Here is a 24,779-nt window from a genome sequence, read left to right as displayed (position 1 = left end):
TTGTTCGCCGGGAGGCGCGGTGTTACGCGGCCGGCACCCTTGGTTTCATGCCAGGGGTCCATGCCCAGAAGACACAGCCCCGATGCCTCCCCAGCCCGTCATCCGCGTCCACCGCGGCGATCTCCCCGCCGATTACGTGCCGGGCGCCGCCATCGCCATCGATACGGAGACGCTGGGACTCAATCCGCACCGGGACAGGCTCTGCGTCGTCCAGATCTCGCGCGGCGACGGCAGTGCCGACGTGGTGCAGATCCTTCCCGGCTCGGCCCCGCCCGAGGTGCTCAAGCGCGTCCTGGGCGATCCGGCGGTGACGAAGATCTTCCATTTCGCCCGGTTCGATCTCGCCGTGCTCTTCAAGGCGTTGGGTGTGATGCCGGCTCCGGTCTATTGCACCAAGGTCGCCTCCAAGCTCGCCCGCACCTATACGGACCGGCATGGCCTCAAAGACGTGGTCCGCGAACTCGTGGGCGTCGACCTCTCGAAGCAGCAGCAATCCTCGGATTGGGGCGCAGACAGCCTGAGCCAGGCGCAGGTGGAATACGCAGCCTCCGACGTGCTGCATCTCCATGCGGCGCGCGCCCGGCTCGATGCGATGCTCGCCCGCGAGGGCCGTACCGGGCTCGCGCAGAGCTGTTTCGACTTCCTGCCGACCCGCTCCCTGCTCGATCTCGAAGGCTGGGCCGAGACCGACATCTTCGCCCATACCTGATGAAGCCCCCGCCGCGCGGGCGGTGACCGGGCGATGACAGTGCGGCGCCGCACATGGATCGTAGTCCTCCGGCCGCGGCCGGTTGATGATTCCTCAATGCTCCGCCCATAAGGTTGTGGTGCGGCCACAACTTCGCCATCGGCTGCGCGCATCCGGCGCTGGACCATGGCTGATGGCGCCTAGCACGGCCCAGCACATGACTTGCAGGATTGGGCCTATCGCGGGACGTGGCATGCCGGTGCCATGCCGGATCGGTCAGGCGGAGCGGCTCGGAACATCACCATGCACGGGGTCGACGCCATCCACGCGACAGGGACGACGGTATCGGGAGCCGATACGCGCCGTGACCGCGCCCATGCGCGGGCGCGCAACCACAGCACGCAGGTGCGCTACCTGCGCCGTCTCATTCCGCTCTCGGCCGGTGCGGCGATCGTCGCCCTCCTCGTCGGGACGCTGTTCAACCCGTTCGGCACCGTCCTGCCCGCCGTGACCATGGGTCCGGTGACGCTGTCGGGCACCAAGGTGAAGATGGAGAACCCGCGTCTCTCCGGCTTCCGGAAGGGCGACCGGGGCTACGAGGTCATCGCCACCGCCGCGTTCCAGGACGTGCGCAAGCCGACGCTGATCGAGCTCCAGGCCATGAAGGGCCATCTCGTCACCGACGATTCGGGCGGCCTCGCCCATCTCGAAGCCGCTGCCGGCCTGTTCGATTCGGCGCGCGAGACCCTCGGTCTCGAACGCGACATCAAGTTGTGGACCGACAAGGGCGAGGAGATTCGCCTCCAGACCGCCGCCGTCGACTTCAAGGCCGGGACCGTGAAATCCGATCAGCCGGTGGCCGTGACGCTGCCCACCGGGACGGTGGTCTCCGACAGTCTCGACATGGTCGACAATGGCCGGGTCATCTCCTTCATCGGCAACGTTCATGCGCTCTTCCACGGGGCGGACAAGGCCGAGGCCCAGACGGCCGAGATCAAGCCGGCCGAGATCAAGCCCGACGTGAAGGCTCCGCGCATCCTCACCTCCGCTGCCGAACCGCAGGACGGGGAGCCACGCCGGTGAGCCGCTCGGCGCCGTTCTCCGCCCTCGCGATCTGCGGTCCATTCGCGATCTGCGGTCTCCTGGCGGCCGGGAGCGCGGTCGCGCAGGTGCCGTCCGGGACGGCCCCCGCTGCCGCCGCGAAGGCGACCAAGCCCTCCGCGCCCGGAGGCGCCTTCGGCGCGAGCGGCGGCAAGGAGCCCGTGAAGATCGATGCCGACCGGCTCGACGTGTTCGACCGCGAGAACAAGGCGATCTTCGCCGGCAACGTCGTGGCCGTGCAGGGCGACAGCACCATCCGCTGCTCGACGATGACGGTGCATTACAAACGCGGCAAGGACGCCAAGCCGGGCGCCTCCGCGCCCGCTGCGGATGCGGCCGGTAAGTCGCCCGCCGGCATGGCCGAGAACGGCATCCAGAAGGTGGAATGCGCCGGCCCCGTGACGGTGGTGCAGAACGACCAGGTCGCCACCGGCGACAATGCCGTGTTCGACCAGGAGGCCAAGCGCGTCGTGCTCACCGGCAACGTCGTGCTGAGCCAGTGCCAGAACGTCACCCGCGGCAGCCGCCTCGTCTACGACATGAATACCGGACGGGCGAACATGGACCCGGTGGCCGGCGGACGCGTCTCGGCGATGTTCGTGCCGCAGAAGGAGGATGCACCGAAAGGGGGCGCCAAGGGCTGTGCCCAGCCGGCCGGCGTCGCTGCGAAGCCTGCGCCCAAGCCCTCCGAAGCCAATGCGGACAAGCCCGCCGCGAAGCCGAGAGCGCAGGCCAATTGACCTCCGCTCTGCCGGTGTCACCCTCGACGCCTGACCCGATCGGCCCGCGGATCGCCAGGTCCGCCCCGCAAGCCGTCTCCCATGCTGCCCCTGTGGCAGCCGCGCCCGCGCCATCCTTCCTGTCGCGCCTGTTCGGCCGTGGAAAGAGGAAGACGGCCGCCGGCGAGTCCGGCCTGTCCGGGAATGGCGGCGGTCCCGGCATCCTTCACGTGGAAGGCCTGCGCAAGAGTTACGGGGCGCGCACCGTGGTGCACGAGGCCGGATTGACCGTGCGCAACGGCGAGGCCGTGGGCCTGCTCGGCCCCAACGGCGCGGGAAAGACCACGATCTTCTACATGATCACCGGTCTCGTCTCCGCCGATCGCGGCTCGATCAGTCTCGACGGCCTGCCGATCACCCACCTGCCGATGTATCAGCGGGCGCGCCTCGGCATCGGCTACCTGCCGCAGGAAGCCTCGATCTTCCGCGGCCTGTCGGTGGAGGACAACATCCGCGCCGTGCTCGAAGTGGTCGAGCCCGACCGCAAGGAGCGCGAGCGCAAGCTCGATTCGCTCCTCGAGGAATTCGACATCGCGCGCCTGCGCAAGGCGCCGTCGATCGCGCTCTCGGGGGGCGAGCGCCGCCGTTGCGAGATCGCCCGCGCCCTGGCGACATCGCCGAGCTTCATGCTGCTCGACGAACCCTTCGCCGGCATCGATCCGATCGCGGTGGGCGACATCCAGGATCTGGTGAAGCACCTCAAGCAGCGCGGCATCGGCGTGCTCATCACCGATCACAACGTGCGCGAAACGCTGGGCCTGATCGACCGCGCCTATATCGCCCATTCCGGCCGGATCCTCACCGAGGGGACGCCGGACGAGATCGTCGCCAACGAGGATGCGCGGCGGCTCTATCTCGGCGAGGATTTCCGCCTCTGAGCCTTCGGCCGGGGGGCGGTATAAACCGGGACTGCCGATGATCGGCCGGCTCTCATGATCCGTATCTCCGGATCACTCGCCTCTGGGAGGCGCGTACCGGCTCATTCCCTCTTGGTTCTGAATTCTCCAAGGTCGCACTGGGCCAGGACGCGATCGCGCGTCGATTCATCCACTGCCTAATTTGTCGTCAAACTTCATGCCTCGCCTGATCTGCATGCGTTTTGTGCATATTGATCCACGCATCCACGGCGCCGACCAAGTGGAGGAAAAATATTTTCTCTTTGGTCTGAAGGATTTGCCCGAAATCGTACGGGTTGGGACGCTCGACGTGGCGTCACGGGCGATGTTGCGTTGCGGCAAGATCGGCGGGATCGTCCACATCGCGCTTTGACGTCGGCGCGAGATGGCGATAGACCTGTGTGAAGAGAAAAAGAAGCAACATTCATGCCGGTCGACGCCGGGCTTCCGCGCGTTCCTCCGGCTGGGCTCACCTGAAGGCGTCGGGGCGACACCATGAGTTTGCTGCAGCGGCTTGAGATGCGTCAGGGCCAAGCCCTGGTGATGACGCCACAGCTTCTTCAGGCGATCAAGCTCCTTCAGCTCTCTCAACTCGATCTCGCCGCCTATGTGGATGCCGAACTGGAGCGCAATCCGCTCTTGGAGCGCATCGAAGGAGAGGCCGAGAGCGACCGCGAGGTCGCGCCGACGGCGCCGGAAGCCTCGGGCGACGGGGACGGCGACTTCGAATCCGGCGAGCCGGACAACTGGATGTCGACCGAGCTCACGGCCAGCAGCGCCGAGATGGAGAGCGTGCTCGATACCCGCCTCGACAACGTCTTCTCCGACGAGAATCCGAGCCATGCCCGCGAGGCGGCCTCGGGCGACATGCTCACCCTGACGCCGGCGCCCTACGGCAATACCGGCGGAAGCTTCGATGGCGAGGCGCCCGATTTCGAGGCGACCCTGACCTCCGAAGTGTCCCTGCGCGAGCATCTCAGCGCGCAGCTCGACCTCGCCACCCGCGACCCCACCGACCGGCTGATCGCCGGCTTCCTCATCGATGCGGTGGACGATGCCGGCTACATGCGCGAATCCATCGACGAGGTGGCCGAGCGCCTCGGCGCCAGCCTCGATTCGGTGGCGCGGGTGCTCAAGCTGATCCAGACCTTCGATCCGCCCGGCATCGCCGCCCGCGATCTCGCCGAATGCCTGAGCCTGCAGCTGCGCGAGCGAGACCGGTTCGATCCGGCGATGCAGGCGCTGGTCTCCCGCCTCGACCTCGTGGCCAAGCGCGACTTCCCGAGCCTGCGCCGTCTCTGCGGCGTCGACGACGAGGATCTCGTCGACATGCTGGCCGAACTGCGCCGCCTCGACCCGAAGCCCGGCCGGGCCTTCGGGTCGCGGGCCGTGGAGGTGCTGATCCCGGACGTGTTCGTGCGGGCGGCCTCCGACGGCTCCTGGCTGGTCGAGCTCAACGCCGAGGCGCTGCCGCGGGTGCTGGTGAACCAGAGCTACTATGCCCGCGTCTCGCGCGGCGCGGCGGCCGAGGGCGACAAGGCCTTCCTGTCCGAATGCCTGCAGACCGCTAACTGGCTCACCCGGAGCCTGGAGCAGCGGGCGCGTACCATTCTGAAGGTCGCCTCCGAGATCGTGCGCCAGCAGGACGGGTTCTTCGTGAACGGGGTCGCCCATCTGCGCCCCCTCAACCTCAAGACCGTGGCCGAGGCGATCGGCATGCACGAATCCACCGTGTCGCGGGTCACCTCCAACAAGTCGATCGGCACCAGCCGCGGCACCCTGGAGATGAAGTACTTCTTCACCGCCGCCATTCCGGGCGCGGCCGGCACCGCCTCGCATTCCTCCGAGGCCGTGCGCCACCGGATCAAGCAGCTCGTCGACGGCGAGGCGACCGGCGACGTGCTCTCGGACGACGCCCTGGTCCAGCGCCTGCGCGACGAAGGCATCGACATCGCCCGGCGCACGGTGGCCAAGTACCGGGAATCGCTGCGCATCCCTTCGTCGATCGAGCGCCGCCGCGAGCATTTCGCCTACGCCCGCTGAAGATCGCGGAGGCCCGCGGTCGTCATCCCAGACTCGCCCTTCTTCGAGGCCCGCTGACGCGGGCATCTCGGTATGGGGGCGTGATAGCCCCAATCCTCGCCGTCCGTCGATCGATGGCGCGTCCGCGCTGCGGACAAAGTCGTGACCCTCGACGATGACGCCTGCCCGTTGCCGGAAGCGTCACGTGCTCCCGCCTTGTCATCCGCCATGACGAGCCGGCTCGTCATTCCGTTGACTTCTCCCCCCGAGGCTCCTTTACTCGCCTGCCGAACGTCGAAAAAACCGGAGGTTACATGGGGTCATTGCGTGTCACAGGCCATGGCCTGGACCTCGGCGAAGCCCTTCGTGGGCGTGTCGAAGAGCGAATGGCCGGAACCTTGTCGAAGTATCTCGACAGCCACATGAACGGCACCTGCTCCGGGCATGTGACGCTTCGGCGGGATGGAACGGCCTACCGCACGGATTGCGTGCTCCATCTCGTTTCTGGTCTCACCCTCGAAGCGTCGGGTGCGTCGCACGACCCCCATTCGAGTTTCGAGCAGACCGCAGACAAGCTCGAGAAGCGCCTGAAGCGCTACAAGCACCGTCTCAAGGATCACGGCGCCGCCCTGCATGAGGGGGCGACAGTCCAGGCCGCCTATGCGGTGTTCCAATCTCCGAGCGAGCTGGACGGCGACGAGTTCGAGGACGAGGGGCAGGAGGAGGCGCATCCTCCCGTGGTGGCCGAAAGCACCAAGGCACTGAAGCGTCACTCGGTGAGCGAGGCGGTGACCGCCCTCGATCTCACCGGCGCCCCGGTCATCGTGTTCGTTCACGCTGGCACCGGACGCATCAACGTCGTATACCGCCGCAGTGACGGAGCGATCGGTTGGGTGGACCCGCCGGACGCGGCGGCCTGATGCAGCGGCCCGAAGAGGACATCCTTTTCGGAGAAAGGCCGGTGCAGACCGGCATGCCAGACCGCAGCAAGGCCGTTTGCCGACCATCGGCCGTTTCGGGATGCGTGGGAACCACGCATCCGTAGCGCTATTTTAAACGAGCGGCGTCCGTCTGGCCGTCGCCGATGGGGCGACTGTCCTTCCATGCCAGTTCTGGAATTCCTCAGTCCGGATTCCGTGGTGACCGCTCTGCGCGCGCGCGCAAAGAAGCAGATCCTCCAGGAATTGAGCGCCCATGCGGTGCGCCAACTGCCCGCGCTCGACGAGCGCGAGGTGTTCGAGACCCTGTCCCAGCGCGAGCGCCTGGGCTCCACGGGGATCGGAGACGGTGTCGCGATTCCCCATGGCAAGCTCCCGGGGCTCGACCGGCTGTTCGGTCTCGTCGCTCGACTGGAACGTCCGGTGGATTTCGAATCGCTGGATGGCCAGCCCGTCGATATCGCCTTCCTCCTGCTCGCTCCGGAAGGGGCGGGGGCCGAGCATCTCAAGGCGCTCGCCCAGGTCGCGCGGCTCCTGCGCGAACCGGGCGTCCTCGAACGCATCCGTGCGGCGCGGGACGCCAACGCGCTCTACGCCCTGCTGACCCAGACCACGAAATCCGAGGCGGCATGATCCGCGAGAGCGCGATGGCGGGGCGGGCACTCGCTGCGGCCGCGATACTGACCCTGTGGGCGGCACCGGTCCGGGCCGACGTCGCCTGCGCGCGCGACGTGCTCGTCGCCAACTCGATGCAGCGGCAGGCCATCGACCAACTCGAACAGGCCGATGGCGACGATGCCAACCGCTGCCGCGTCTGGCGCCGGCATGTGGAGACAATGCGCCGGGTCGCCAGCGTCTACGGCCGCTGCCTGTCCGGAGCGGAGCGCGGCGAGAAGCTCAACGAGGTGCAGACCTCGGAGAAGGACTTCTCGGGTCTCATCAAGACGCGTTGCCGGGGCCTCTAAGCAGGGTTCGCAAAAGTGGTTACCGGTTTTGCGTCGGTAACCTGCGACACATAGGAGCTAAGCAGCGTGAAGCGTTGGCGTGCCGACGCGAACCTGCTTGGACGTCACCGCGCACAGGCCTTTGAGGCCCGCCGATTGACTCTGCGACGGGGGGCGGGCTGTCCTCGGCCCCGCCGCCATGCTTTTCGCCCGCCTCCCCGACGATCTGTTCAAGCCGCTGGCTTCCCCGAGCCGGGCCTTCAATGCGGCCCTGCTGCTGCATCTGCACGCGCGCGTCTTCGCCGAGACGACGGAGCCCCTGCGCAAGAGCGAGGTGCTCGCCTCCATCGGTGATTTCTCGGCCGACTGGTCCCAGGGCGAGATCGCCGACGACGACACGACGCCGGCCGATCCGATCGAGCGCCGCTCGGCGGTCTACCGGCGCCTCCTCGATGCCGGCTGGCTGGTGGAACGGCGCGAACGCTACGTCCCGGTGGTCGATTTCGACCCCGATGCCCGCCACGTCATCGAGGAACTGGCGCGGATCGATCGCGGCGAGACCCGCTCCTATGGCGGCGCGGTGCTGGAGGTGCTGGGCAGTCTCGAGAGCGCGGTGGCCAATCCGGCCGACCGTTCCGAGGCGCTGGTCAACGCGGCCAAGGCCTCGCGCGCCTTCCTCGGCCATCTGCGCAGCCTCGCCGGCTCCATGCGCAAGATCGAGGAGCGCATCCTGCGAGAGGAGGATCAGAGCAGGGCGTTCCGGCTCTATTTCGAGGAGTTCGTGGCGCGGCACCTCGTGAGCGACTACCGTACGCTGCACACGCGCCTGAACCCGTTCCGCTTCCGCTCCGGCATCGTCCGTGAGGCCGGCCGCGCCCTGCGTGACGACCTCACCATCCGGGCACTGGCCGAGGCCGGATTGCGCGAGGGACGAGCCGCCGATCTCGTTCTCGCCGAGCGGGCGGTGCGCGGCGACCTCGCCGAGATCTTGTGGATCTTCGAAGGGCTGGACCGCCACCTCGACAGCGTCGCCGACATCGTGGCCCGGCTGGAGCGCCGGATCGCGGCTGCCCTGCGCTACATGGACCATCGCGATTCCGACCGGATCGAGCGGGCGGCGGCGGCGTTGCGGGCGGTGGGCGCCGCCGAATGGTCGGCCTCCGCCCCGTCCGCCCAGGTCTCGCTGATGCGTCCGCCCATCGGCGAGCCGCATCTCTACACGCCCCGGATGAGGCGGGCGGCGATCCAGTCCGAACCGCTGCCGGAAATCCGCCTCGACTCGGCGATCGAGGCCTTCATCCTGGCCAAGGACGCCTTCCGCCAGCGAGTGATGGTCACGCCGGAGCGGGTCATCGCCTTCGTCGAGCGCAAGCTCGGGACGAGCCCTGCCATCCGCGGCTCGGAGATCGCCGTGGCGGATGTGGACGAATTCGTGGTGTTCCAGCGTCTGCGCGAGATCGACGTGCTGTTCGATGGGCTCCTCAACAGCCGCTACCGCCTCTCGCGCGTGGAGGGCCGCGTCTCCAATGGCTGGCTCGATTGTCCCGATTTCCTGGTGGAGCGATCGCCTTCCGCCCTCGTGCCGGTCTCCCGGCGGCCTGGCGGCACGCTCGCCAGTCCTCCGCGCGGATCATCGAGATGAAAGCCCGGTTTCGCCGCAGGACGACCTGAGAAGCGTGACCGGATCGTTTCGCTTCGGTGAACGGGTGTCCCGCTCGATTGCGCTGCACAATCTTCAGGATATGCGGAACGCGATCACAAGAGTGTTCGTGCCCTTGGCAGGAGCGCGAAGTCGGATCATTCTCTTTGCATACCCGTCGGAAAGCGGGAAGTGAGAGGAGGTTCGTCCATGACCACTGGTAAATGCTTGATCAAGTCCGCCTGGATCGCCGTCGAGGTGGGAAAGGAGCGGACCGAGCGCGTCCTCGTTGTCGAGACCTACATCGCCGTCAGTCCTCTGGAGCGGAACTTCGATTCCGGTCGCTACGCCAAGGTGGTGGAGGAGGTGCAGCGCGTGCTGGGCGAGAACCCGTCCATCGACCGCGCCTCGATCCTCAGCATGCATCGCGACACCGAATGCCTGTCGCTGTTCAAGGCGTCTCCCACTCAGGCCACTCCCACCAAATCCGCACCCGCCCGGGCGGCGTGACGGAACGAATTTTGTCTCGCGGCCGCGATCCGGCTAACGAGGGCCGATGACGGGGCGCCGTGTCCCGCTCGACCGGACCTGATCCTCCGTATGATCGAGGCCTTCCGCGCCATCGTCGATGGCGACGAGCCGCCGCTGCCCGGCGCGCGCGCGCCTTCCGAGGACGATCTCACCCGCGCGCTTCAGGTCGTTCTGAAGAGCCAGTGCATCTATGCCGATACGCCCGGCATCGGTCGCTCCTACGAGATCGCCCGGCACTACGCGCCCTTCTTCAAGAGCTACTTCGCCTGTCTCGGCTACGGGTTCGAGGTCTCGCCCCGCGACCAGATGGTGTTCCTGCGGGTACCGGCCGACGGCGTGCGCCATGACGGGCAGGCCGAGCGCCTGCGCAAGGACGAGACCCTGGTGCTCCTCGCCCTCCGCCTCGCCTACGAGGAGGGGCTTCGCGACCACCGCGTCACCACCGACGGCGTGGTGGAATGCACCACCGACGACATCGCCGAATCGATCCGCACCGCCGCGCGCAGCGAAGCGCCGGAGGAGGCGCGCCTCACCGAGATCCTGCGCCTCTTCGCCCGCAAGGGGGCCCTGCGCCTCGGTGAGCGCGACAAGGTCGAGAAGATCACCCCGCTGATGCTGCTGCCGGGCGTCGGCGTCCTCTCGCCCGATGCCTGGATGGAGCAGGTCCGTGCCTGGGCAGCGGCTCGGATGGAAGAGGACGCGGAGGCGTGACCGGCCGGGATTTCACATGAAACACGGGGATTGCGGGCTCAGCCCCCGAACGTCGCCCGCTCGCCCAGGAAATCCAGGATGCTGCGCAGGCGCGGCGACAGGCGCTCGCTGCCGGCATAGAGGGCGTGGATCTCCTCGGCATCGCCGGGATTGAACGATTCGAGCAGGGGCTGAAGGGCGCCCGCGGCGAGATCGGCACTCACATGGAATCGGGCCAGCCGGGCGATGCCCCCGCCGCCGATCGCCATGGTCCGGACGATCTCCCCGGAACTGCCGTAGAAATTGCCGGCGATCGGCCGATGGACCACCGCGCCGTTCACTTGGAACGGCCAGGAATCGAGAGAGCGGCGGAAGCTGAAATTCAGGCAATTGTGCCGCTCCAGTTCCGCCGGATGGCGCGGGACGCCGTGCTCCGCCAGATAGCCGGGGCTCGCCACGACGACCATCCGGCTGGAACCCAGGCGCTTCGCCCGCAGACGGGTATCGCGTAACGGCCCGATCCGGATCGCCACATCGGCGCGCGCCTCGACGAGATCGACCACCTCGTCGGTCAGGGTGAGATCGATGGTCATGCGCGGATGGGCGGCGAGATAGGCCGGGAGCATCGGCACCAGGACATGCATCCCGAACGGGACCGATGCATTCACCCGCAGGCGCCCGCTCGGTTCGGTCGAGCCGCGGTCGAGGCTTCCCTCGATGGCATCGACCTCGGCCAGGACGTCGCTGGCACGGAGAAGATAGGCCTCCCCTTCCTGCGTCAGGCGAAGCGAGCGCGTGGTGCGCACGATCAGGCGCGTGCCTATGCGCGCTTCGATCCGCGCCACCGCCCGGCTCACCGCGGAGGGTGTCTGCCGCAGCGCCTTGGCGGCTGCGGCGAAGCTCCCGCTTCGGGCCACCTGCACGAACATTTCCATCTCGCCGAGACGATTGTCCATCGCAGCCCCATTCATGATTTCGATGCACGATCGTCGTGCCCGATCGCGTCCTTCTCATCAATCGCTGCCGGGCGCACCTGTGGTCCATGACAGGCGCGGCGTCGCGCCCTGCAACGGAGGATCGACCCATGGATCTGAAGCTCAAGGACAGAATCGCCCTCGTCACCGGCTCCACGGCGGGGATCGGCCTCGCCATCGCCCGGACCCTCGCGGGCGAAGGGGCGCATGTCGTGATCACCGGCCGCTCGCAGGCCAAGCTCGACGAGGCCGCCGCCCTCGTCCGGGCGGTGCCCGGCGCCGGCGCGGTCCGTGCCGTTCTGGCCGACGCGGCGAGCGAGGAGGGGGCGGCGATCCTCGCCCGCGAGGTTCCGCATGTGGACATGCTGGTGAACAACCTCGGCATCTACGAATCGAAGGCCTTCGCCGACATCACGGACGAGGATTGGCGCCGGATGTTCGACGTAAACGTGGTGAGCGGTGCCCGCCTCGCCCGGACCTACTTTCAGCCGATGATCGAGCGGAACTGGGGGCGGATCATCTTCATCTCCAGCGAATCGGGCCTGCTGCCACCCCCCGACATGCTGCACTACGCGGTGACGAAATCGGCGCAGCTCACCATCGCGCGCGGCCTCGCCCAACTGGCGAAGGGAACCGGCGTCACCGTGAATTCGGTCCTGCCCGGTCCGACCCGGTCGGAGGGCATCGTCGATTTCCTGAGAAGCATCGCCTCCGACCCGACGGCCTCGCCGGAAGTGCTGGAGGCGGAGTTCTTCCGCATGCATCGGCCGCTCTCGCTGATCCAGCGCATGATCGAGCCCGACGAGATCGCCGCGATGGTGGCCTATCTGGCGAGTCCCCTCTCGGCCGCCACCAACGGCGCGGCCCTGCGCGCGGAAGGCGGCATCGTCCCCACCATCGCGTGACGGTCGGGGCGGATCGGAGGCCCGACTTGCATCATCGGTCGGCGGCGTTCATGCCGGGCATCGTCATGCCCCTTCCGGAGCCGCCCGCACGGTGTATCGCCTCACCGACATCGTTCTCTCCAACTGGTACCTGATCCGCCGCGAGCAGATCAGGATCCGGGGGGCGGCTGCCCTGGTGGGGCCGACGGGGGCCGGCAAGTCGACGATCTTCGATGCCGTCGGCACGGTGCTCGCCGGCAACAATGCCAGCCGTCTGGCGCTCAACGCCTCCGCCTCCGGCCGCAGCGCCCGCACGGTGCGCGATTACTGCCTCGGCTGGATCAGCGACCCTGCCGAGGGCGGCCGCCCGACCCGCGAGGCCTGCGAGACCCTGATCGTCCTGGTCTTCGAGAACGAGACCACCGGGCGCGTCGTCTCGGTGGGGCTCGCTCTCGCGGCCCGCGCCGAGGACAGCCGCGAGACCACGCTGTCGCGCTTCATCGCGGTGGGACACCGGTTCGAGATCGCCGATTACGTCCGCGAGACGGGGAAGGGCAGCTACGTCGCGCCGTGGCCGGAGATCGCCAAGGACCTGCGCATCCAGGCCGACCGGTTCGAGGAATTCCGCTCGTCGGGCGAGCGCTTCACGGCGGAATTGCTGGCGCTGATGCGCGAGGGCGCGCCGAGCCCCGAGCCGCGCCATTTCCTGCGCACCTTCTCGAACGCCGTGGCGTTCAAGCCGATTTTCGATTCCTCCGCCTTCGTGCGCTCCTTCGTGCTGGAGCCGGAACCCCTCGACGTCGCCCGCATCCGCCAGTCGGTGGAGAATTGGCGCCGCCTGCTGGAGACGATCGAGGAACTGGAGCGCCGGCTCTCCCATCTCGGGCGCATCCTCAAGCGCTACGAGACCTGGGCCGAGGCCAGCCTGTCGGCCGCCCTCGACGAGCTGCGCGCCGCCGGCGCGGACCTGCGCCGGCGCATCCTCGATTACACCACCGCCCGCTCCAGACTCGGTGAGGTCGCCGAGCGCCTGCGCATCGCCCGCGAGAGCGTCGCCACCAGCCAGGGCTTCGTGCGCGAGATCGACGGGGAGATCGCGGGCAAGAAGGCGATGCTCGCCGGGAGCCAGGGGGAGGGGCGGCTCGCCGCCTCCAATGCCGGCCTCGCCATGCTGGCGCGCGACAAGCGCGATCTCTCGGCCCGCGTCGCCGACCTCGTGGGGATGGTCCAGGAGGCCGGCAAGCTTAACACCCTGTTCTCCGAGATCCAGCGGATCGACCCTGATGCCGCCCGGATCGTGGCCGCCTGTTCCCGCTCCGGCCTGCGCCGCGAGGCGCCCCCCGAGGAATCCCTGCGCTCCGACGGCCCCCTCGGCGGGTTGATCGAGATGCTCGCGGCCCTGCCCGACATCGCGACACCCCTCGACACCGCCGCCGAAGACATGGCCCTGCGCGCCCGGGCTCAGGAGAAGGAGGCGCAGGCCCTTTCGGCCGAGATCGGCACAGGGCGGGCGAGCGGAGCGCGCCTGTCCTCCGACACGGCGGGGTTTCGCGACGAGCTCGCCCGGCTCGGGATCGACGCCACGCCGATCTGCGAACTCGCCGAGATCACCGATCCGAAATGGGGCCCGGCCCTGGAGGGCCTGCTCGGCGGTGCCCGCGAGGCCCTGGTGGTGGAGCCGGACAGGCTGGGCGAGGCCTTCGCCCATCTCGAAGCCCGCAAGAGCCAGTTCTACCGCTGCCTGCTGGTCAAGACCACGGACACCGCGCGGCGCCGGGGCGGGCGCGACGACGAGGGCCCGATCGCGCTGATCGAGACCCGCGATCCCCACGCCCAGGCCTTCCTCGCCGCGCGCCTCGGCGGCTACGACCTCGCCCCCAACGATGCGGCCCTGGCCCATATGAGCCGCGCGGTGGCTCCGAGCGGCCGCTCCACCTCGGGCATGGCCTATTCGGTGGTGCGCCCTGTCCAGCTGATGATGACGCGGGGCAGCCGTGGTCCCACGGCGGAGGGGCGGCAGAATCTCGAGCGCGCGGTGGCCGAGGCCCGTCGCCTGCGCGGCGAGGCCGGCGTGCTGCGCGAGGCCGCCCGCATCGCCGCGATCCTGCGGGTACGCTTCTCGGAGGTGAATCTCGACATCGCGTCCCTGCGCGAGGAGGCCGACGCCATGGAGGGACGGCGGCGCAGCCTGACCACCGAGCGCGAGGCGGTGGAGAAGGCCGATACCGGCGCGCTGGAGGCCGAGATCAGGGAACTTGCCAAGGAGCGCTCGGCCTATCTCACCGAGCTGGTCCAGGTGCTGGAGCCCAAGCGCGACGCGCTGCTCGGCGAGGAGGCGGGGCTGAAGGCGAAGGTCGCCGCCTCGCGCGAGGCGATGCGCGGCGCTCTCCAGGCGCGGCGTGTCGCCCATGCGCGCTGGATCGCCGGCGATTCCGTCCGCATCCGCCTCGTGCGGCCTGACGGGTTCGATCCCCTTGCGGTGGCGAAGGCGCGGGCCGACGCGGCGGGCCTGGATTCCAAGGAACTGGCGGCCTTGGCCAACGCGGCCCGTGGTGCCGCCCGCGAGGCGATGGAGACGGCGCGCACGCAGGGGCGGGCCGCCGAGCGCGATCTCGCCGAGTATTGCGTGCAATGGCGCATCGAGAATCCGCTGGGCAGCGGCGATGCTCCGGCCTCGTTCGGTTATTCCTGGGTCGCCCGCGCCCATGACGAGGTGGCGGGCCACGAATTGCGGCGCTACCGCGACCAGGCGGTGCGGGCCGAGGGCGAGATGCGCCGCCTCATGACCGAGGATCTGCTCACCCGCCTCGCCGACAAGTTCGAGCGCGTCCGCACCCGCCTCGATGCTCTGAACGAGCGGCTCTCCACCCAGACGTTCACCGGCCAGACCTACGCCTTCGAGGCCAATGTCGACCGCCGCTACGCCGCCGTCCACGCGCTCGCCACCGAGGTCGCCCGCTCGGCCGACGCGGCGCAGGCGATCCTGCCGGGGGAGGGCGGGGAGGCGGCCTCGGGCCCGCTCGCCGCCGCGATCGAGGAGATCACGGCGCTCATCGCCGGCGAGGAGAGCGCGGCGCGCCTGGCCGATTATCGCAACTATTTCGTCTACGAGATCGGCATGCGGGACAAGGCGGGCAACCGCACCACCATGTCGAATCGGGCCCTGCGCGGCTCTGGCGGCGAGGCGCAGGCGCCGTTCTACGTGGCCATCGCCGCGTCCCTGGCCTCGGCCTACTATCCCGGCGACCGGCCAGGCGACGAGAATCCGGGCCTCGGCCTCTGCCTCCTCGACGAGGCCTTCTCGAAGCTCGACGTGCGCAATTCCCAGGCCCTGGTCGATCTCTACCAGGCGTGGGGGCTGCAACTCCTCATCGCCGCCCCGGAGGACAAGCGCACGACGCTCACCGAGGTGATGGACACCATCGTCACCGTCTACAAGAGCCCGGACCTGACCTCGGTGCGGATCGAGGCCGAGCATCCGCTGGAGACGGCCAAGCGCGCCCTGGCGGCGATCAACCCGGAACGCCAGGGCATCGAGCGGTTTCAGGTCTCCGACGCGGCCGAGTGAGGTCTTCCTCGATCCGTCACGCCATGGCCCGCCTTCTCCAGGCGGATGTGCCTGCGATCAGCTCTCCCGTGACGCGGTGTCCCGGATGGCGGTGAGCGTCAGGACGGCGGGACCATCGCCTCCCGTCACCGCGAGGTGTTCGGCTCCCGAGGACAGGAGCAGCGCCAGGGCGTCCTTCAGCGAGGTATCGCCCGTAATGCCCGGCGCGTCGCCCGGGTCCCCCGGAACCGCGATGGCGCCCGCACGCGTCAGCGCCAGCCGGCGCAGGGCCCTGTCCTCGCCGACGAAGCTCTCGACGAAACCGTCGGCGGGGGCGGCGAGCACGCGGTCCGGCGTGTCGGCCTGGACGATCCTGCCCTCTCGCATCAGCACGACGCGGTCGCCCATCCGCATCGCCTCGTCGATGTCGTGGGTGACGATGATGACGGTCTTCTTGAGCCGGCGAAGGATCGCGCCGATCTCGACCTGGAGCCGGTCGCGGGCGACGGGGTCCACGGCGCCGAAGGGCTCGTCCATGAGGAGGATGGCGGGGTCCGCCGCCAGGGCGCGGGCCACGCCGACGCGCTGGCGCTGGCCGCCGGAGAGTTCATCCGGCCTGCGGTCGCGGTAGTCTTTCGGATCGAGGCCGACGAGGGCCAGCATCTCGTCCACGCGGTCCGCGGTCCGGGCGCGTTTCCAGCCCAGCAGCCGTGGTACGGTGGCGACGTTGTCGGCGACGTTCCGGTGCGGGAACAGGCCGATGCCCTGCAGGACGTAGCCGATGCCGCGGCGCAACTGCACCGGATCGACCCCTGCCACGTCCCGCCCGTCGAGGAGGACGCGTCCATTGTCCGGCTCGACCAGCCGGTTGACCATGCGCAGGGTCGTGGACTTGCCGCAGCCCGAAGGCCCGATCAGCACGCAGGTGCTACCCTCGGCGATAGCGAGGTCGATCCCGTCGACGGCCGGCCGATCGGCACCGGCGAATCGGCGGGAGACGCCCTCGAAGCGGATCACCGATCGTGTCTCGCCGGCTCGCGCCTCAGCAGCCGAGGCAGATCGAGCCCATGGTGGTCCGCATCTTCCGGTCCCAGGCCTTGTCGCGGGCGGCGGAGACCTTCTGGGCCTTCAGCATGGCGGCTTCCGTGGAGGCCCGGTTGAAGGTGGAGCCCGGCGGCTTGGTCACGCCGGTCGGGGCGGTCATGCGCTTCGACGCCGTCTGCTGGGGCGGGTTCGATGGCTGCGCCTGGGCGGGCACGGTCGCGAGCAGGGCCAGACAGACGGACGCGGCAAGGAAGCGTGTCATGATCGATCTCGACTCTCGTGATGCAGTAGAAACGCGGCAGGGACCGGCGATCGTCATCCCTTGGCCCGTCATGACGGCGAGGTTGAGGCCGACCGGTCGACACTGACGACTTTCACGTCGTATCGTGCCGAAACGTCACGACATTTTGCGTGTGCCAGCGCACCGGACGATCGTCCGGCGTTCATTCGGCGACGTCTCGAGCGGATGATCAGGCGAGGTTCGTCGGCCTGAACGCGATGAGGGTCATGTCGTCCCTGCGGTTCTCGGCGCCGCGATAAGCGGCGAGCTCGGTCTCCAATGTCTTGATCTGCGGACCGAGCTCCTCGTCGCGACTGCGCAGGAGGATGTCGGAGACCCCGCGATGCCCGAGCAGCCGGCGCTGGCCGCCGGTCGTCCCCATCTGGTCGGTGATGCCGTCGGTCATCAGGTAGAAGGTATCGCCCGGCGCCACGTCCAGCGTGACGGTCTCGGTCCGGAATCTCTCGTTGCCCTGTCTCTCGCTCCCATGACGCGGGTAGCCGAGTCCGCGCTTCTCCCCCTTGATCCGGGTCATGCCGGCCTGCGTGACGGTGGTCAGCGAGATGCCGGCACCGGCAAAGCTCAGGCGCCGCGCCGCCGGGTCCCAGATGCACAAGCCGCAATCGAGCCCGTCATCGGATTCCGAACCGCGCCCGTCCTGGCGCAGCTGGGCGCGGACCATCTCGTCGAGGGCGGACAGGATCTCGGCCGGCGAGCGAAGGCCGCGCTCGTGCAGGATGCGGTCGAGGGCGGTGGCGACGATCAGGGTGATGAAGGCGCCCGGAACGCCGTGGCCGGTGCAATCGGCCACAACGATGACGCTGACCTCGTCGAGGCGTTCCAGCCAGAAATAATCGCCGCCGACCTGGTGCAATGGCTCCCACAGCACGGCCACGTCGAGGCCGGCACCGGCGAGCGCCATCCGGTCCGGCAGGACGGAGGTCTGGATGCGGCGGGCATAGCCGATGCTCTCCATCACCAGCCGGTTGGCATCGGCGAGCTTGGCATGGGCCAGTTCGAGTTCGGTGAGAAGCTGCTTCGCCTCGTCCCCGGTGCGCAGGCCTTCCACCATGCGGTTGAAGGCCGAGGAGATCACGTCGATCTCGTTGCTCGCCCGGACGGCGCCTTCGAGCTCCACGGTCGACCAGCGCTTGTGCTCCACCTCGCGCATGGCGATGAGCAGGCGCTTCAGGGGAGCGAGGACGTGGCGACGCACATTGGCATGCAGGGTCAGCACGAAGGCGAGCATCAGCACGAGGCTCGCGCCGAGGGCCAGGACCGCCTGCTTCTCGGCATTGCCGCGCAGCGCCTCGGCCGACAGCCCGAGCGTCAGGCTCCCGACGGGCTTGGCCCTGTCCGGAACGGTGATCTCGGTGGAGGCGCGGATGAGTTCGAGGCTGCGGCCGCCCGGCATGTCGCCGAGGGCCATCACCAGGCCGCCATCGGCATTCCAGGCCCGGACGAACCGGAAGGCCGGGTCGAGGGTCAGGGCCTGGATCTGGGTCTTGTAGACATCCGGCCGTTCGCTCCAGTCGGGTCGGGCGATGGCCTGGGCGGTCAGGGTGGCGAGCAGGTTCGCACGCTCGGTATAGAGCCGGAGGCTGTCGTTGTAGTTCACCCAGGCGATGCCGATCTGCGTCGCCAGCACCACCACGGCGATCACCGGGTAGATCCGCAGGAACAGCGTGTGTGCCAGGCTGTCGAGGTCGCGGCCGCGCGCCGAGCCGCGCAGCGCACCGGGCCGCATGGTGCCGGGCGTGGCTGTCGGCACGTCGGTGAAGCCGGCGAGCGTCAGGAAGTCGTCGCCGCGCAGGGGCCCGCCACCTCTCAGGGAGCGCCTGCGGGACGGTGGCGCGATGGCGGGCGAGGGGACTTCGGCTGCGGATTCTACGGTCATGGTGGCGGCAGCATGTCCGTGGTCAGGTCGCGGGCGGAGCGGACGCAGCTGCGTCCGGCATGTTTGGCGGCATAGAGCGCGGCATCGGCCTGGTTGAGGACGCGTTCGAGGGTTTCCCCGGCTTCGACGGCGGCGACACCGATGCTGACCGAGAGCGCCAGCTTTCCGCCGGGCCAGGCCACCACGGTCTCCCCGACCAGACGGCAGAGGTTCTCGGCGACCATGAGCCCGGCATCATGCCCCGTCTCGGCGAGCAGGATGGCGAATTCCTCCCCGCCCATGCGGCCGATCACGTCGATCTTGCGCAGGCGGCTCCGGCAGGTCTCGACGAAGCAGATCAGGGCCGCGTCCCCGGCGGCGTGGCCGAACTCGTCGTTGAGGCGCTTGAAGCGGTCGAGATCCACCATCAGGAGGCAGGCTGGAACCCGGTCGCGTTCGTGCCTCAGCCATTCGCGCTGGCCGAGCTCCATGAAGCGGCGGCGGGTCATCGCCCCGGTCAGGTCGTCGGTGTCGGCCAGACGCCTCAGCTCCGCTTCGAGACGGGTCCGGTGCTCGATCTCGCTCGAAAGCGCCTCGTTGAGGGCCTGGAGGTCGCGCTGCTGCTCGGCCAGCCGGTGATTGGCCTTCTGCAGGTCGAGCTGCATCCGGTCGCTCATCCGCACCAGACGGCGCTGCTCGCGATAGCTGCGGCGGTAGGCTTCGGCGAGTTGCTGGACGCCGCCGGCGACCTGTGCGAGCCCCGACAGCATCGCATCGGTCTTTCCCAGGACCGCTTCCTCGGTGTCGTACAGGCTGAACGTGTCGCCGACGACGGGAGGAAGACCGATCTGAGCGACGATGTCGGGCTTGGTCGGCATCCGCATCAGCACTCCGCCTGCGACGTCTCGACGAGATCGAAGCGTGCGTGTGAAAAGTCGGAGGCGAAGTCCTCGCCCGCCTCGGCGATCGTCTCGTCACCCTTGGTGAAGAGCCAGCGGATGGTGACGGCGCGACCCTCGCCGGCCGCGTCCTCGAGGGGCATGAACAGGTTCATCAGCGCCTTGGCGCTGGAACTGTTGAAATAGGCGAGCTCGACCTCGAACACGATCGGCTCGGAGGCCGCGGCGGCGAGGTAGGTCCGCAGGGATTGCAGCAGGGGGCCGAAGAAAGCCGCCGCATCTTCGGGATACGATTCCCCGCTCAGCTGAAAACGCCCGCTGGCGAAGTCGAAATCCACCCGGGGAGACCGGTCGGTCGCAGAGATCTGGATACGGTCCATCGGTCGGGCGCCGTCAGATGTAGGCTTTGAGGCAGAACATGCTGCGCTCGCCGCCAAGATCATGAAAATCGAACTCGACGGGAGCGCTCGATCGGCGAGCGATCTCGATCAGCCCTATGCTTCCGCCGAGACTGCCCTCGTCGGGCGGCTGGCGCAGCTTTTCCCTGTAGTAACGCTTGAGTTCTTCGCTCGACATGCTGGCAATGTGATCCAAACGCTCGCGCAGAATGACGGCATCGGTCTTCGGGACCTCGTTGCCGCAGACGACGAAGAAGCGCCCCTTCTCGACGCCGACGACGATCATGCCTGCACTGATCATGCCGCGGGGGGGCGTGCTCGCTCCGGGCAGCTTGTCGGCCGAGTAGCGAATGATGTTCTGGGCCTGCTCGACGAAGATCGAGAAGACCCGCTTGGCGATCGTCGCGTCCGTTTCGCCCTGGATCATCCGGAGCTTCAGGACCTCGCCCAGGGAAAAGAGGACGTTCTCGGAGAGGTCGCCGCCGAACGAGAGAATGATGCCGTTGCGTTTCGATGTCTCGAAGAAAGACTTGAAATCCTGCGCAAGCAAAGCTTCCTCCTCACCGAGGCAGGGATGTGCCATGAGGCAAATACATCACGTCGCCGCCCGACATCAGTAATCCCAATGCGTCTACAGACAGTTACCGCACCGTGGGATCGCCGGCCGCCGTCGAGGTTGTTTTTCGGCATTCTCCGAACGGTCTGGATTTGAGCCATGCCGCGTTCCCGGGACGACGACAGCAATCCGGCGTCGTTAACCTGTTCGCGCAGAAAGAAACAATTTATAGGGAATTCTATACATAGATTTGGAGGTGCGCCCATCCGTGGGCACGGAGCCCGGCCTTGACGGTCTAGAGTGGATCGGATCGTGACGCAGGAAAAGTCCGTCCTCATCGTGTCTGACAGACCGGAACGAGCGAAGCTTCTCGCCCGAGCCATCACCACGATCATGCCCTGCCGTTGCCTCACCGGCGATCAGCCGCTTCCCGACATCCTCCCCGTGGTCGCGGTGTTCGACGTGGATGCCAGGGAGGGGGCCGCGGCGGCCTGGACGGCTCGCCTCGGCATCATGCGGGTGCCCTGCCTCGTCCTGACGGATGTGCCGGCCGATATCGGGACGCGGGCGAGTCCGGCCCTGCGCATCGTCCCTGCGGACACCCCGCGGCCGACCATCCTCTCCCTCGTGTTCAGTCTCATCGATGCCGGGCTGAAGCTGCCCGCCTATTGCGACGGCGAGACCGTCACGGTGCAAGGCAAGGCGCAGCGTGCCTGTGCCGCCGTGGCGGACATGTTCCATGCGGCGCAATCCGACCGGCCGATCTCCGCGGAGGAGGTCGATGCCGGCACCGACGTCGTTCTCGAAGCCGTCTCCGAGGCCGGAATCCGCGCCTGGCTCGACACGATCGGACGCTACGACGAGCAGCTCTACCAGCACTCGCTCAGCGTCGCCGGCTTCGCGGCGGCCTTCGCCTTCGACCTCAAGCTTCCCAGGGCCGACCGGAAGCGGCTCGCGAAGGCCGCCCTTCTGCACGATGTCGGCAAGGCCAGGATTCCGCGCAGCATCCTCAACAAGCCGGGTTCCTTGACTCCGGCCGAGATGGCGATCATGCGCACCCATGCCGCGATCGGTGCCGATCTGCTGGCACGGCAGGACGGTTTCGATCCCGGCATGCTGTTCGTCGTCCGGCATCATCACGAGATGCTCGACGGCAGCGGCTACCCCTCCGGCCTGTCCGGCGATGCGATTCCCGATCTTGTCCGTCTGTTGACAATCTGCGACGTCCATTCCGCCCTCACCGAGCGGCGCGCCTATCGTGAGCCGCTGCCGCATGCCGAGGCCCATGCCATCATGCTCGGCATGGCGGGCAGGCTCGACATGGCGCTTCTGCGGGCCTTCCTGCCCATCGTCCGGCAATCGACCCCCGACGACGCAGTCGTGTAAATCCCAGCTGCGTTCGATTTATAGAACATCGCCGCATCACGATGACGGTCCTCTTTCCTCCGCCTCCGTAATCGGGTGCGAATTCTGCATGAAAGTGCCGATTAAAAACTTTCATCTCCGCTTGCTGGCCTATCCCCGAAGACTCATCTCCGAGTCTACGTTCTTTTAAAAGCACGTTTCGTTGACCCGGATCGTCTCTGCGATCACAGTTCGGTAACGCTGCCGAGGCGCTTTCCATAGCCGGACCACGGGTTCGGACGGGCGTCACCGGCCCTTTCCAGAACCCGATCGATAGGCGCTCCATGTCCCTTCCAGGCAGCTCGTTCTCCGGCGGCCCGCTTCCCCGCATCGTCGGCTTCAGTGCCAACCTGCAGCGTCCCTCGAAGACGCGGGCGCTCGTCGAGGCGGTCGCCGAGGCGACCGGCACCAGACTCCGCGCCGATATCCGCCTGTTCGACGTGGTCGATGCCGGGACCGGCCTCGGTGCGGCCTGGTCGCGCGATCAGCTCTCCCTGCCGGCCCGCCGCATCCTCGAGGCGATCGAGAACGCCGACGCGCTCATCGTCGGTACGCCGGTCTACAAGGGCGCCTATACCGGCCTGTTCAAGCATCTGTTCGACTTCGTCGATCCCGCCGCCCTCGTGGGCAAGCCGGTGGTGCTGTCCGCCACGGGTGGGGGCGCGCGCCATGCCCTCGTCGTCGAGCATTCGCTGCGGCCGCTCTTCGGCTTCTTCAGCGCGCAGACCATCCCGACCTCGGTCTATGGCAGCGACGCGGATTTTGCCGAAGGGGTTCTCGTCGACGCGGGCGTGCGGGCGCGGGTCGCCGACGCCGCGGACCAGCTGGCCACCCTGCTCGGCGCGTGGGCGAAGCCCGCGGCATCGTTCGATGCCGCGCCGGCTGCCGCCTTCGCCGCTCCGAGCCGATAGGTCCGCGATGATCGACCGCCGTGCTCTCCTGGCCGCCGGGCTCGCGGCGTCCGTCGGCAAGTCCCTGTCCGCCACGGCCGCGCGGGCCGCAGAGGCCGGGATTCTCCGGATCGGCTACCAGAAGAACGGCATCCTCGTCGTCGCCAAGCAGCAGGGCGTCATCGAGGAGCGCCTGAAACCGCTCGGCATCTCCGTCCGCTGGTCGGAATTCTCCTTCGGGCCGCCGCTCCTCGAAGCTCTGGGCCTCGGCGCCATCGATTTCGGCCAGACGGGTGACGCCCCGCCGGTCTTCGCACAGGCCGCCGGCGCCGATCTCGTCTATGCCGCCGCGCAGCCGGGCGGCGGTTCGGGCTCGGCGATCCTGCTTCCGGTGGGCTCGCCGGTGAAGACCCTCGCCGACCTCAAGGGCCGGCGCGTCGCCTTCGCCAAGGGATCGAGCGCCCACAACTTCACGGTGGCGGCGCTGGAATCGGCCGGGCTCGGCTACGGCGACATCGAGCCGGTCCTCCTCGGCCCCGCCGACGCGGCGGCCGCCTTCGCCCGGGGCTCCGTCGATGCCTGGACGGTATGGGACCCGTATTACGCCATCGCCCAGAAGGCGCCCGGCACCCGCATCCTCGTGGAGGTCTCGCAGATCACGCGGACCAACAACTACTTCCTGGCCAACCGCACCTTCGCGACCCAACAGGGCGCGACCCTGCAGGCGGTGATCGACGTGCTCGGCCAGGTCGCCGTCTGGTGCGAGGCGAACCGGCCGGACGTCGCCGCCGCCCTGTCGAAGGTCACCAACGTCCCCCTCGACGCGTCCCGCCGCGCCGTGGACCGGATCACCTTCACCATCGCCCCGATGAGCGCCGAGGTGGTGGCCGAGCAGCAGCGCGTGGCCGACCGTTTCCTCGGCCTCGGCCTCATCGCCAAGCCCGTCCGCATCGCCGATGCGCTCTGGACGGCACGGGGCGGTGCCCCCGCCAGCAAGGGCTGAACCATGTCACAGCAGAAGACCTTCGGTTCCGATATCCTCTCCCGCCTGACGCCCTGGCTCGTGCCGGTGGCGATCATCGCCGGCTGGCAGGCCGCCGCCTCGGCCGGGCTGGTCTCCACCCGCTTCATGCCCGCGCCCTCGGACGTGATCGCCGCCGGCTGGCAGGCGAGCCGGACCGGCGAACTCTGGACCAACCTCTGGATCAGCTTCCTGCGCGCGGCCTCCGGCTTCCTCATCGGCGGCACCATCGGCTTCTCCCTCGGCCTCGCCAACGGCCTGTCCCAGCTCTCGGAGAAGCTCACCGACACGACCCTGCAGATGGTGCGCAACATTCCCCATCTCTCGCTGATCCCGCTGGTGATCCTGTGGTTCGGCATCGACGAGGAGGCCAAGCTCTTCCTCGTGGCCATCGGCGTGTTCTTCCCGATCTACGCCAACACCCTGCACGGCATCCGCTCGGTGGATCCGCAACTGGTGGAGATGGGCCGGGTCTACGGCATGTCTCCCACCACCCTGTTCCTGCGGGTGGTGCTGCCGGGCGCGCTGCCCTCGATCTTCGTCGGCCTGCGCTACGCGCTCGGCATCATGTGGCTGACGCTCATCGTCGCCGAGACGATCTCGGCCTCCTCCGGCCTCGGCTACATGGCGATGCAGGCGCGCGAATTCATGCTGGTGGACGTCGTGGTGCTGGCGATCGTGATCTACGCCCTGCTCGGCAAGATCGCCGACACCCTGACACGCCTGCTGGAGCGCTCGTTCCTCGCCTGGAACCCGGCCTACCGGAACATCTGAGGGG

The 24,779-nt window shown here is 68.3% G+C and carries 25 protein-coding genes; 18 read left to right on the top strand and 7 right to left on the bottom strand.

Features of this window, described 5'->3' with window-relative positions; translation table 11 throughout:
• Positions 1–82: 82 nt before the first annotated feature.
• The 12 genes from ACFQ4G_RS01870 to ACFQ4G_RS01815 all read left to right on the top strand — a co-directional run bounded on the left by ACFQ4G_RS01870 (position 83) and on the right by ACFQ4G_RS01815 (position 10,249).
• Positions 83–709 (top strand): ribonuclease D, encoded by a 627-nt coding sequence (locus ACFQ4G_RS01870; protein ID WP_238203086.1) that lies wholly within the window; start codon positions 83–85, stop codon positions 707–709.
• 282 nt (positions 710–991) lie between these two features.
• Positions 992–1,771, top strand: coding sequence for a lipopolysaccharide-assembly, LptC-related protein (locus ACFQ4G_RS01865; protein ID WP_238203084.1), 780 nt, complete (start codon positions 992–994; stop codon positions 1,769–1,771).
• A gap of 29 nt (positions 1,772–1,800) precedes the next feature.
• Entirely contained in the window at positions 1,801–2,529 is a 729-nt protein-coding gene (locus tag ACFQ4G_RS01860) for an LptA/OstA family protein (RefSeq protein ID WP_379039649.1), read from the top strand.
• Positions 2,530–2,621: 92 nt separating this feature from the next.
• Positions 2,622–3,446 (top strand): LPS export ABC transporter ATP-binding protein, encoded by an 825-nt coding sequence (lptB, locus tag ACFQ4G_RS01855; protein WP_379039579.1) that lies wholly within the window; start codon positions 2,622–2,624, stop codon positions 3,444–3,446.
• A gap of 196 nt (positions 3,447–3,642) precedes the next feature.
• Positions 3,643–3,837 (top strand): hypothetical protein, encoded by a 195-nt coding sequence (locus ACFQ4G_RS01850; RefSeq protein WP_238203082.1) that lies wholly within the window; start codon positions 3,643–3,645, stop codon positions 3,835–3,837.
• Positions 3,838–3,959: 122 nt separating this feature from the next.
• The gene (gene rpoN / locus ACFQ4G_RS01845) at positions 3,960–5,507 is read left to right on the top strand and encodes an RNA polymerase factor sigma-54 (RefSeq protein ID WP_238203080.1); all 1,548 of its coding nucleotides are present in this window, start codon (positions 3,960–3,962) and stop codon (positions 5,505–5,507) included.
• A 293-nt stretch (positions 5,508–5,800) separates the two neighbouring features.
• Entirely contained in the window at positions 5,801–6,406 is a 606-nt protein-coding gene (gene hpf / locus ACFQ4G_RS01840; protein ID WP_238203078.1) for a ribosome hibernation-promoting factor, HPF/YfiA family, read from the top strand.
• Positions 6,407–6,589: 183 nt separating this feature from the next.
• Positions 6,590–7,057: a PTS IIA-like nitrogen regulatory protein PtsN gene (gene ptsN / locus ACFQ4G_RS01835; protein ID WP_238203076.1), complete on the top strand. Its 468-nt coding sequence runs from the start codon at positions 6,590–6,592 to the stop codon at positions 7,055–7,057.
• Positions 7,054–7,389 (top strand): hypothetical protein, encoded by a 336-nt coding sequence (locus ACFQ4G_RS01830; RefSeq protein WP_379039576.1) that lies wholly within the window; start codon positions 7,054–7,056, stop codon positions 7,387–7,389. The genes ptsN and ACFQ4G_RS01830 overlap by 4 nt, the downstream gene beginning before the upstream one ends.
• 178 nt (positions 7,390–7,567) lie before the next feature.
• Positions 7,568–9,010 (top strand): Wadjet anti-phage system protein JetA family protein, encoded by a 1,443-nt coding sequence (locus tag ACFQ4G_RS01825; RefSeq protein ID WP_238203074.1) that lies wholly within the window; start codon positions 7,568–7,570, stop codon positions 9,008–9,010.
• Between the two features lie 207 nt (positions 9,011–9,217).
• On the top strand, positions 9,218–9,517 hold the full coding sequence (locus tag ACFQ4G_RS01820) for a hypothetical protein (RefSeq protein ID WP_238203072.1): 300 nt from the start codon (positions 9,218–9,220) through the stop codon (positions 9,515–9,517).
• A 90-nt stretch (positions 9,518–9,607) separates the two neighbouring features.
• The gene (locus ACFQ4G_RS01815) at positions 9,608–10,249 is read left to right on the top strand and encodes a DUF4194 domain-containing protein (protein WP_238203070.1); all 642 of its coding nucleotides are present in this window, start codon (positions 9,608–9,610) and stop codon (positions 10,247–10,249) included.
• 38 nt (positions 10,250–10,287) lie between these two features.
• Here ACFQ4G_RS01815 and ACFQ4G_RS01810 read toward each other — a convergent pair whose 3' ends face one another.
• Positions 10,288–11,184, bottom strand: a complete 897-nt coding sequence (locus tag ACFQ4G_RS01810; RefSeq protein WP_238203068.1) for a LysR family transcriptional regulator — start codon at positions 11,182–11,184, stop codon at positions 10,288–10,290.
• A gap of 128 nt (positions 11,185–11,312) precedes the next feature.
• Here ACFQ4G_RS01810 and ACFQ4G_RS01805 point away from each other — a divergent pair, with 128 nt between their 5' ends.
• Positions 11,313–12,107, top strand: a complete 795-nt coding sequence (locus ACFQ4G_RS01805; protein WP_238203067.1) for an SDR family NAD(P)-dependent oxidoreductase — start codon at positions 11,313–11,315, stop codon at positions 12,105–12,107.
• A 91-nt stretch (positions 12,108–12,198) separates the two neighbouring features.
• Positions 12,199–15,654, top strand: coding sequence for an SbcC/MukB-like Walker B domain-containing protein (locus ACFQ4G_RS01800; protein WP_238203065.1), 3,456 nt, complete (start codon positions 12,199–12,201; stop codon positions 15,652–15,654).
• Between the two features lie 57 nt (positions 15,655–15,711).
• On the opposite strand, the gene ACFQ4G_RS01795 is transcribed toward ACFQ4G_RS01800, so the two are convergent.
• From ACFQ4G_RS01795 to ACFQ4G_RS01770, 6 genes are all read right to left on the bottom strand, one after another.
• Positions 15,712–16,650: an ABC transporter ATP-binding protein gene (locus ACFQ4G_RS01795; protein ID WP_238203063.1), complete on the bottom strand. Its 939-nt coding sequence runs from the start codon at positions 16,648–16,650 to the stop codon at positions 15,712–15,714.
• Between the two features lie 25 nt (positions 16,651–16,675).
• Positions 16,676–16,939: a hypothetical protein gene (locus ACFQ4G_RS01790; protein WP_238203061.1), complete on the bottom strand. Its 264-nt coding sequence runs from the start codon at positions 16,937–16,939 to the stop codon at positions 16,676–16,678.
• Between the two features lie 208 nt (positions 16,940–17,147).
• Positions 17,148–18,854, bottom strand: coding sequence for a SpoIIE family protein phosphatase (locus tag ACFQ4G_RS01785; protein ID WP_238203059.1), 1,707 nt, complete (start codon positions 18,852–18,854; stop codon positions 17,148–17,150).
• On the bottom strand, positions 18,851–19,717 hold the full coding sequence (locus ACFQ4G_RS01780) for a GGDEF domain-containing protein (protein ID WP_238203057.1): 867 nt from the start codon (positions 19,715–19,717) through the stop codon (positions 18,851–18,853). Before ACFQ4G_RS01780 ends, ACFQ4G_RS01785 begins: the two co-directional genes overlap by 4 nt.
• Complete coding sequence (locus tag ACFQ4G_RS01775) at positions 19,717–20,112, bottom strand: DUF1987 domain-containing protein (protein WP_238203055.1); 396 nt, start codon at positions 20,110–20,112, stop codon at positions 19,717–19,719. The genes ACFQ4G_RS01780 and ACFQ4G_RS01775 overlap by 1 nt, the downstream gene beginning before the upstream one ends.
• A gap of 13 nt (positions 20,113–20,125) precedes the next feature.
• Positions 20,126–20,713 (bottom strand): SiaB family protein kinase, encoded by a 588-nt coding sequence (locus ACFQ4G_RS01770; protein ID WP_238203053.1) that lies wholly within the window; start codon positions 20,711–20,713, stop codon positions 20,126–20,128.
• A 312-nt stretch (positions 20,714–21,025) separates the two neighbouring features.
• Between ACFQ4G_RS01770 and ACFQ4G_RS01765 the strand changes: the two genes are divergently transcribed.
• The 4 genes from ACFQ4G_RS01765 (at position 21,026) to ssuC (ending at position 24,775) form a co-directional block, all read left to right on the top strand.
• The gene (locus ACFQ4G_RS01765) at positions 21,026–22,072 is read left to right on the top strand and encodes an HD-GYP domain-containing protein (RefSeq protein WP_238203051.1); all 1,047 of its coding nucleotides are present in this window, start codon (positions 21,026–21,028) and stop codon (positions 22,070–22,072) included.
• Between the two features lie 302 nt (positions 22,073–22,374).
• A complete protein-coding gene (msuE, locus tag ACFQ4G_RS01760; RefSeq protein ID WP_238203049.1) occupies positions 22,375–23,001 on the top strand; it encodes an FMN reductase in 627 nt (208 codons plus the stop codon).
• A gap of 7 nt (positions 23,002–23,008) precedes the next feature.
• Positions 23,009–23,983 carry an aliphatic sulfonate ABC transporter substrate-binding protein gene (locus ACFQ4G_RS01755; protein ID WP_238203048.1) on the top strand — a complete coding sequence of 325 codons (975 nt, stop codon included), beginning with the start codon at positions 23,009–23,011 and terminating at the stop codon, positions 23,981–23,983.
• Positions 23,984–23,986: 3 nt separating this feature from the next.
• On the top strand, positions 23,987–24,775 hold the full coding sequence (ssuC, locus tag ACFQ4G_RS01750) for an aliphatic sulfonate ABC transporter permease SsuC (protein WP_238203046.1): 789 nt from the start codon (positions 23,987–23,989) through the stop codon (positions 24,773–24,775).
• Positions 24,776–24,779 lie beyond the last annotated feature (4 nt).

Source organism: Methylobacterium marchantiae (assembly GCF_042679825.1).
Classification (GTDB): Bacteria; Pseudomonadota; Alphaproteobacteria; order Rhizobiales; family Beijerinckiaceae; genus Methylobacterium; species Methylobacterium marchantiae.
Note: the sequence above shows the minus strand (reverse complement) of the source record. Positions and strands in the feature narration are given on the sequence as shown.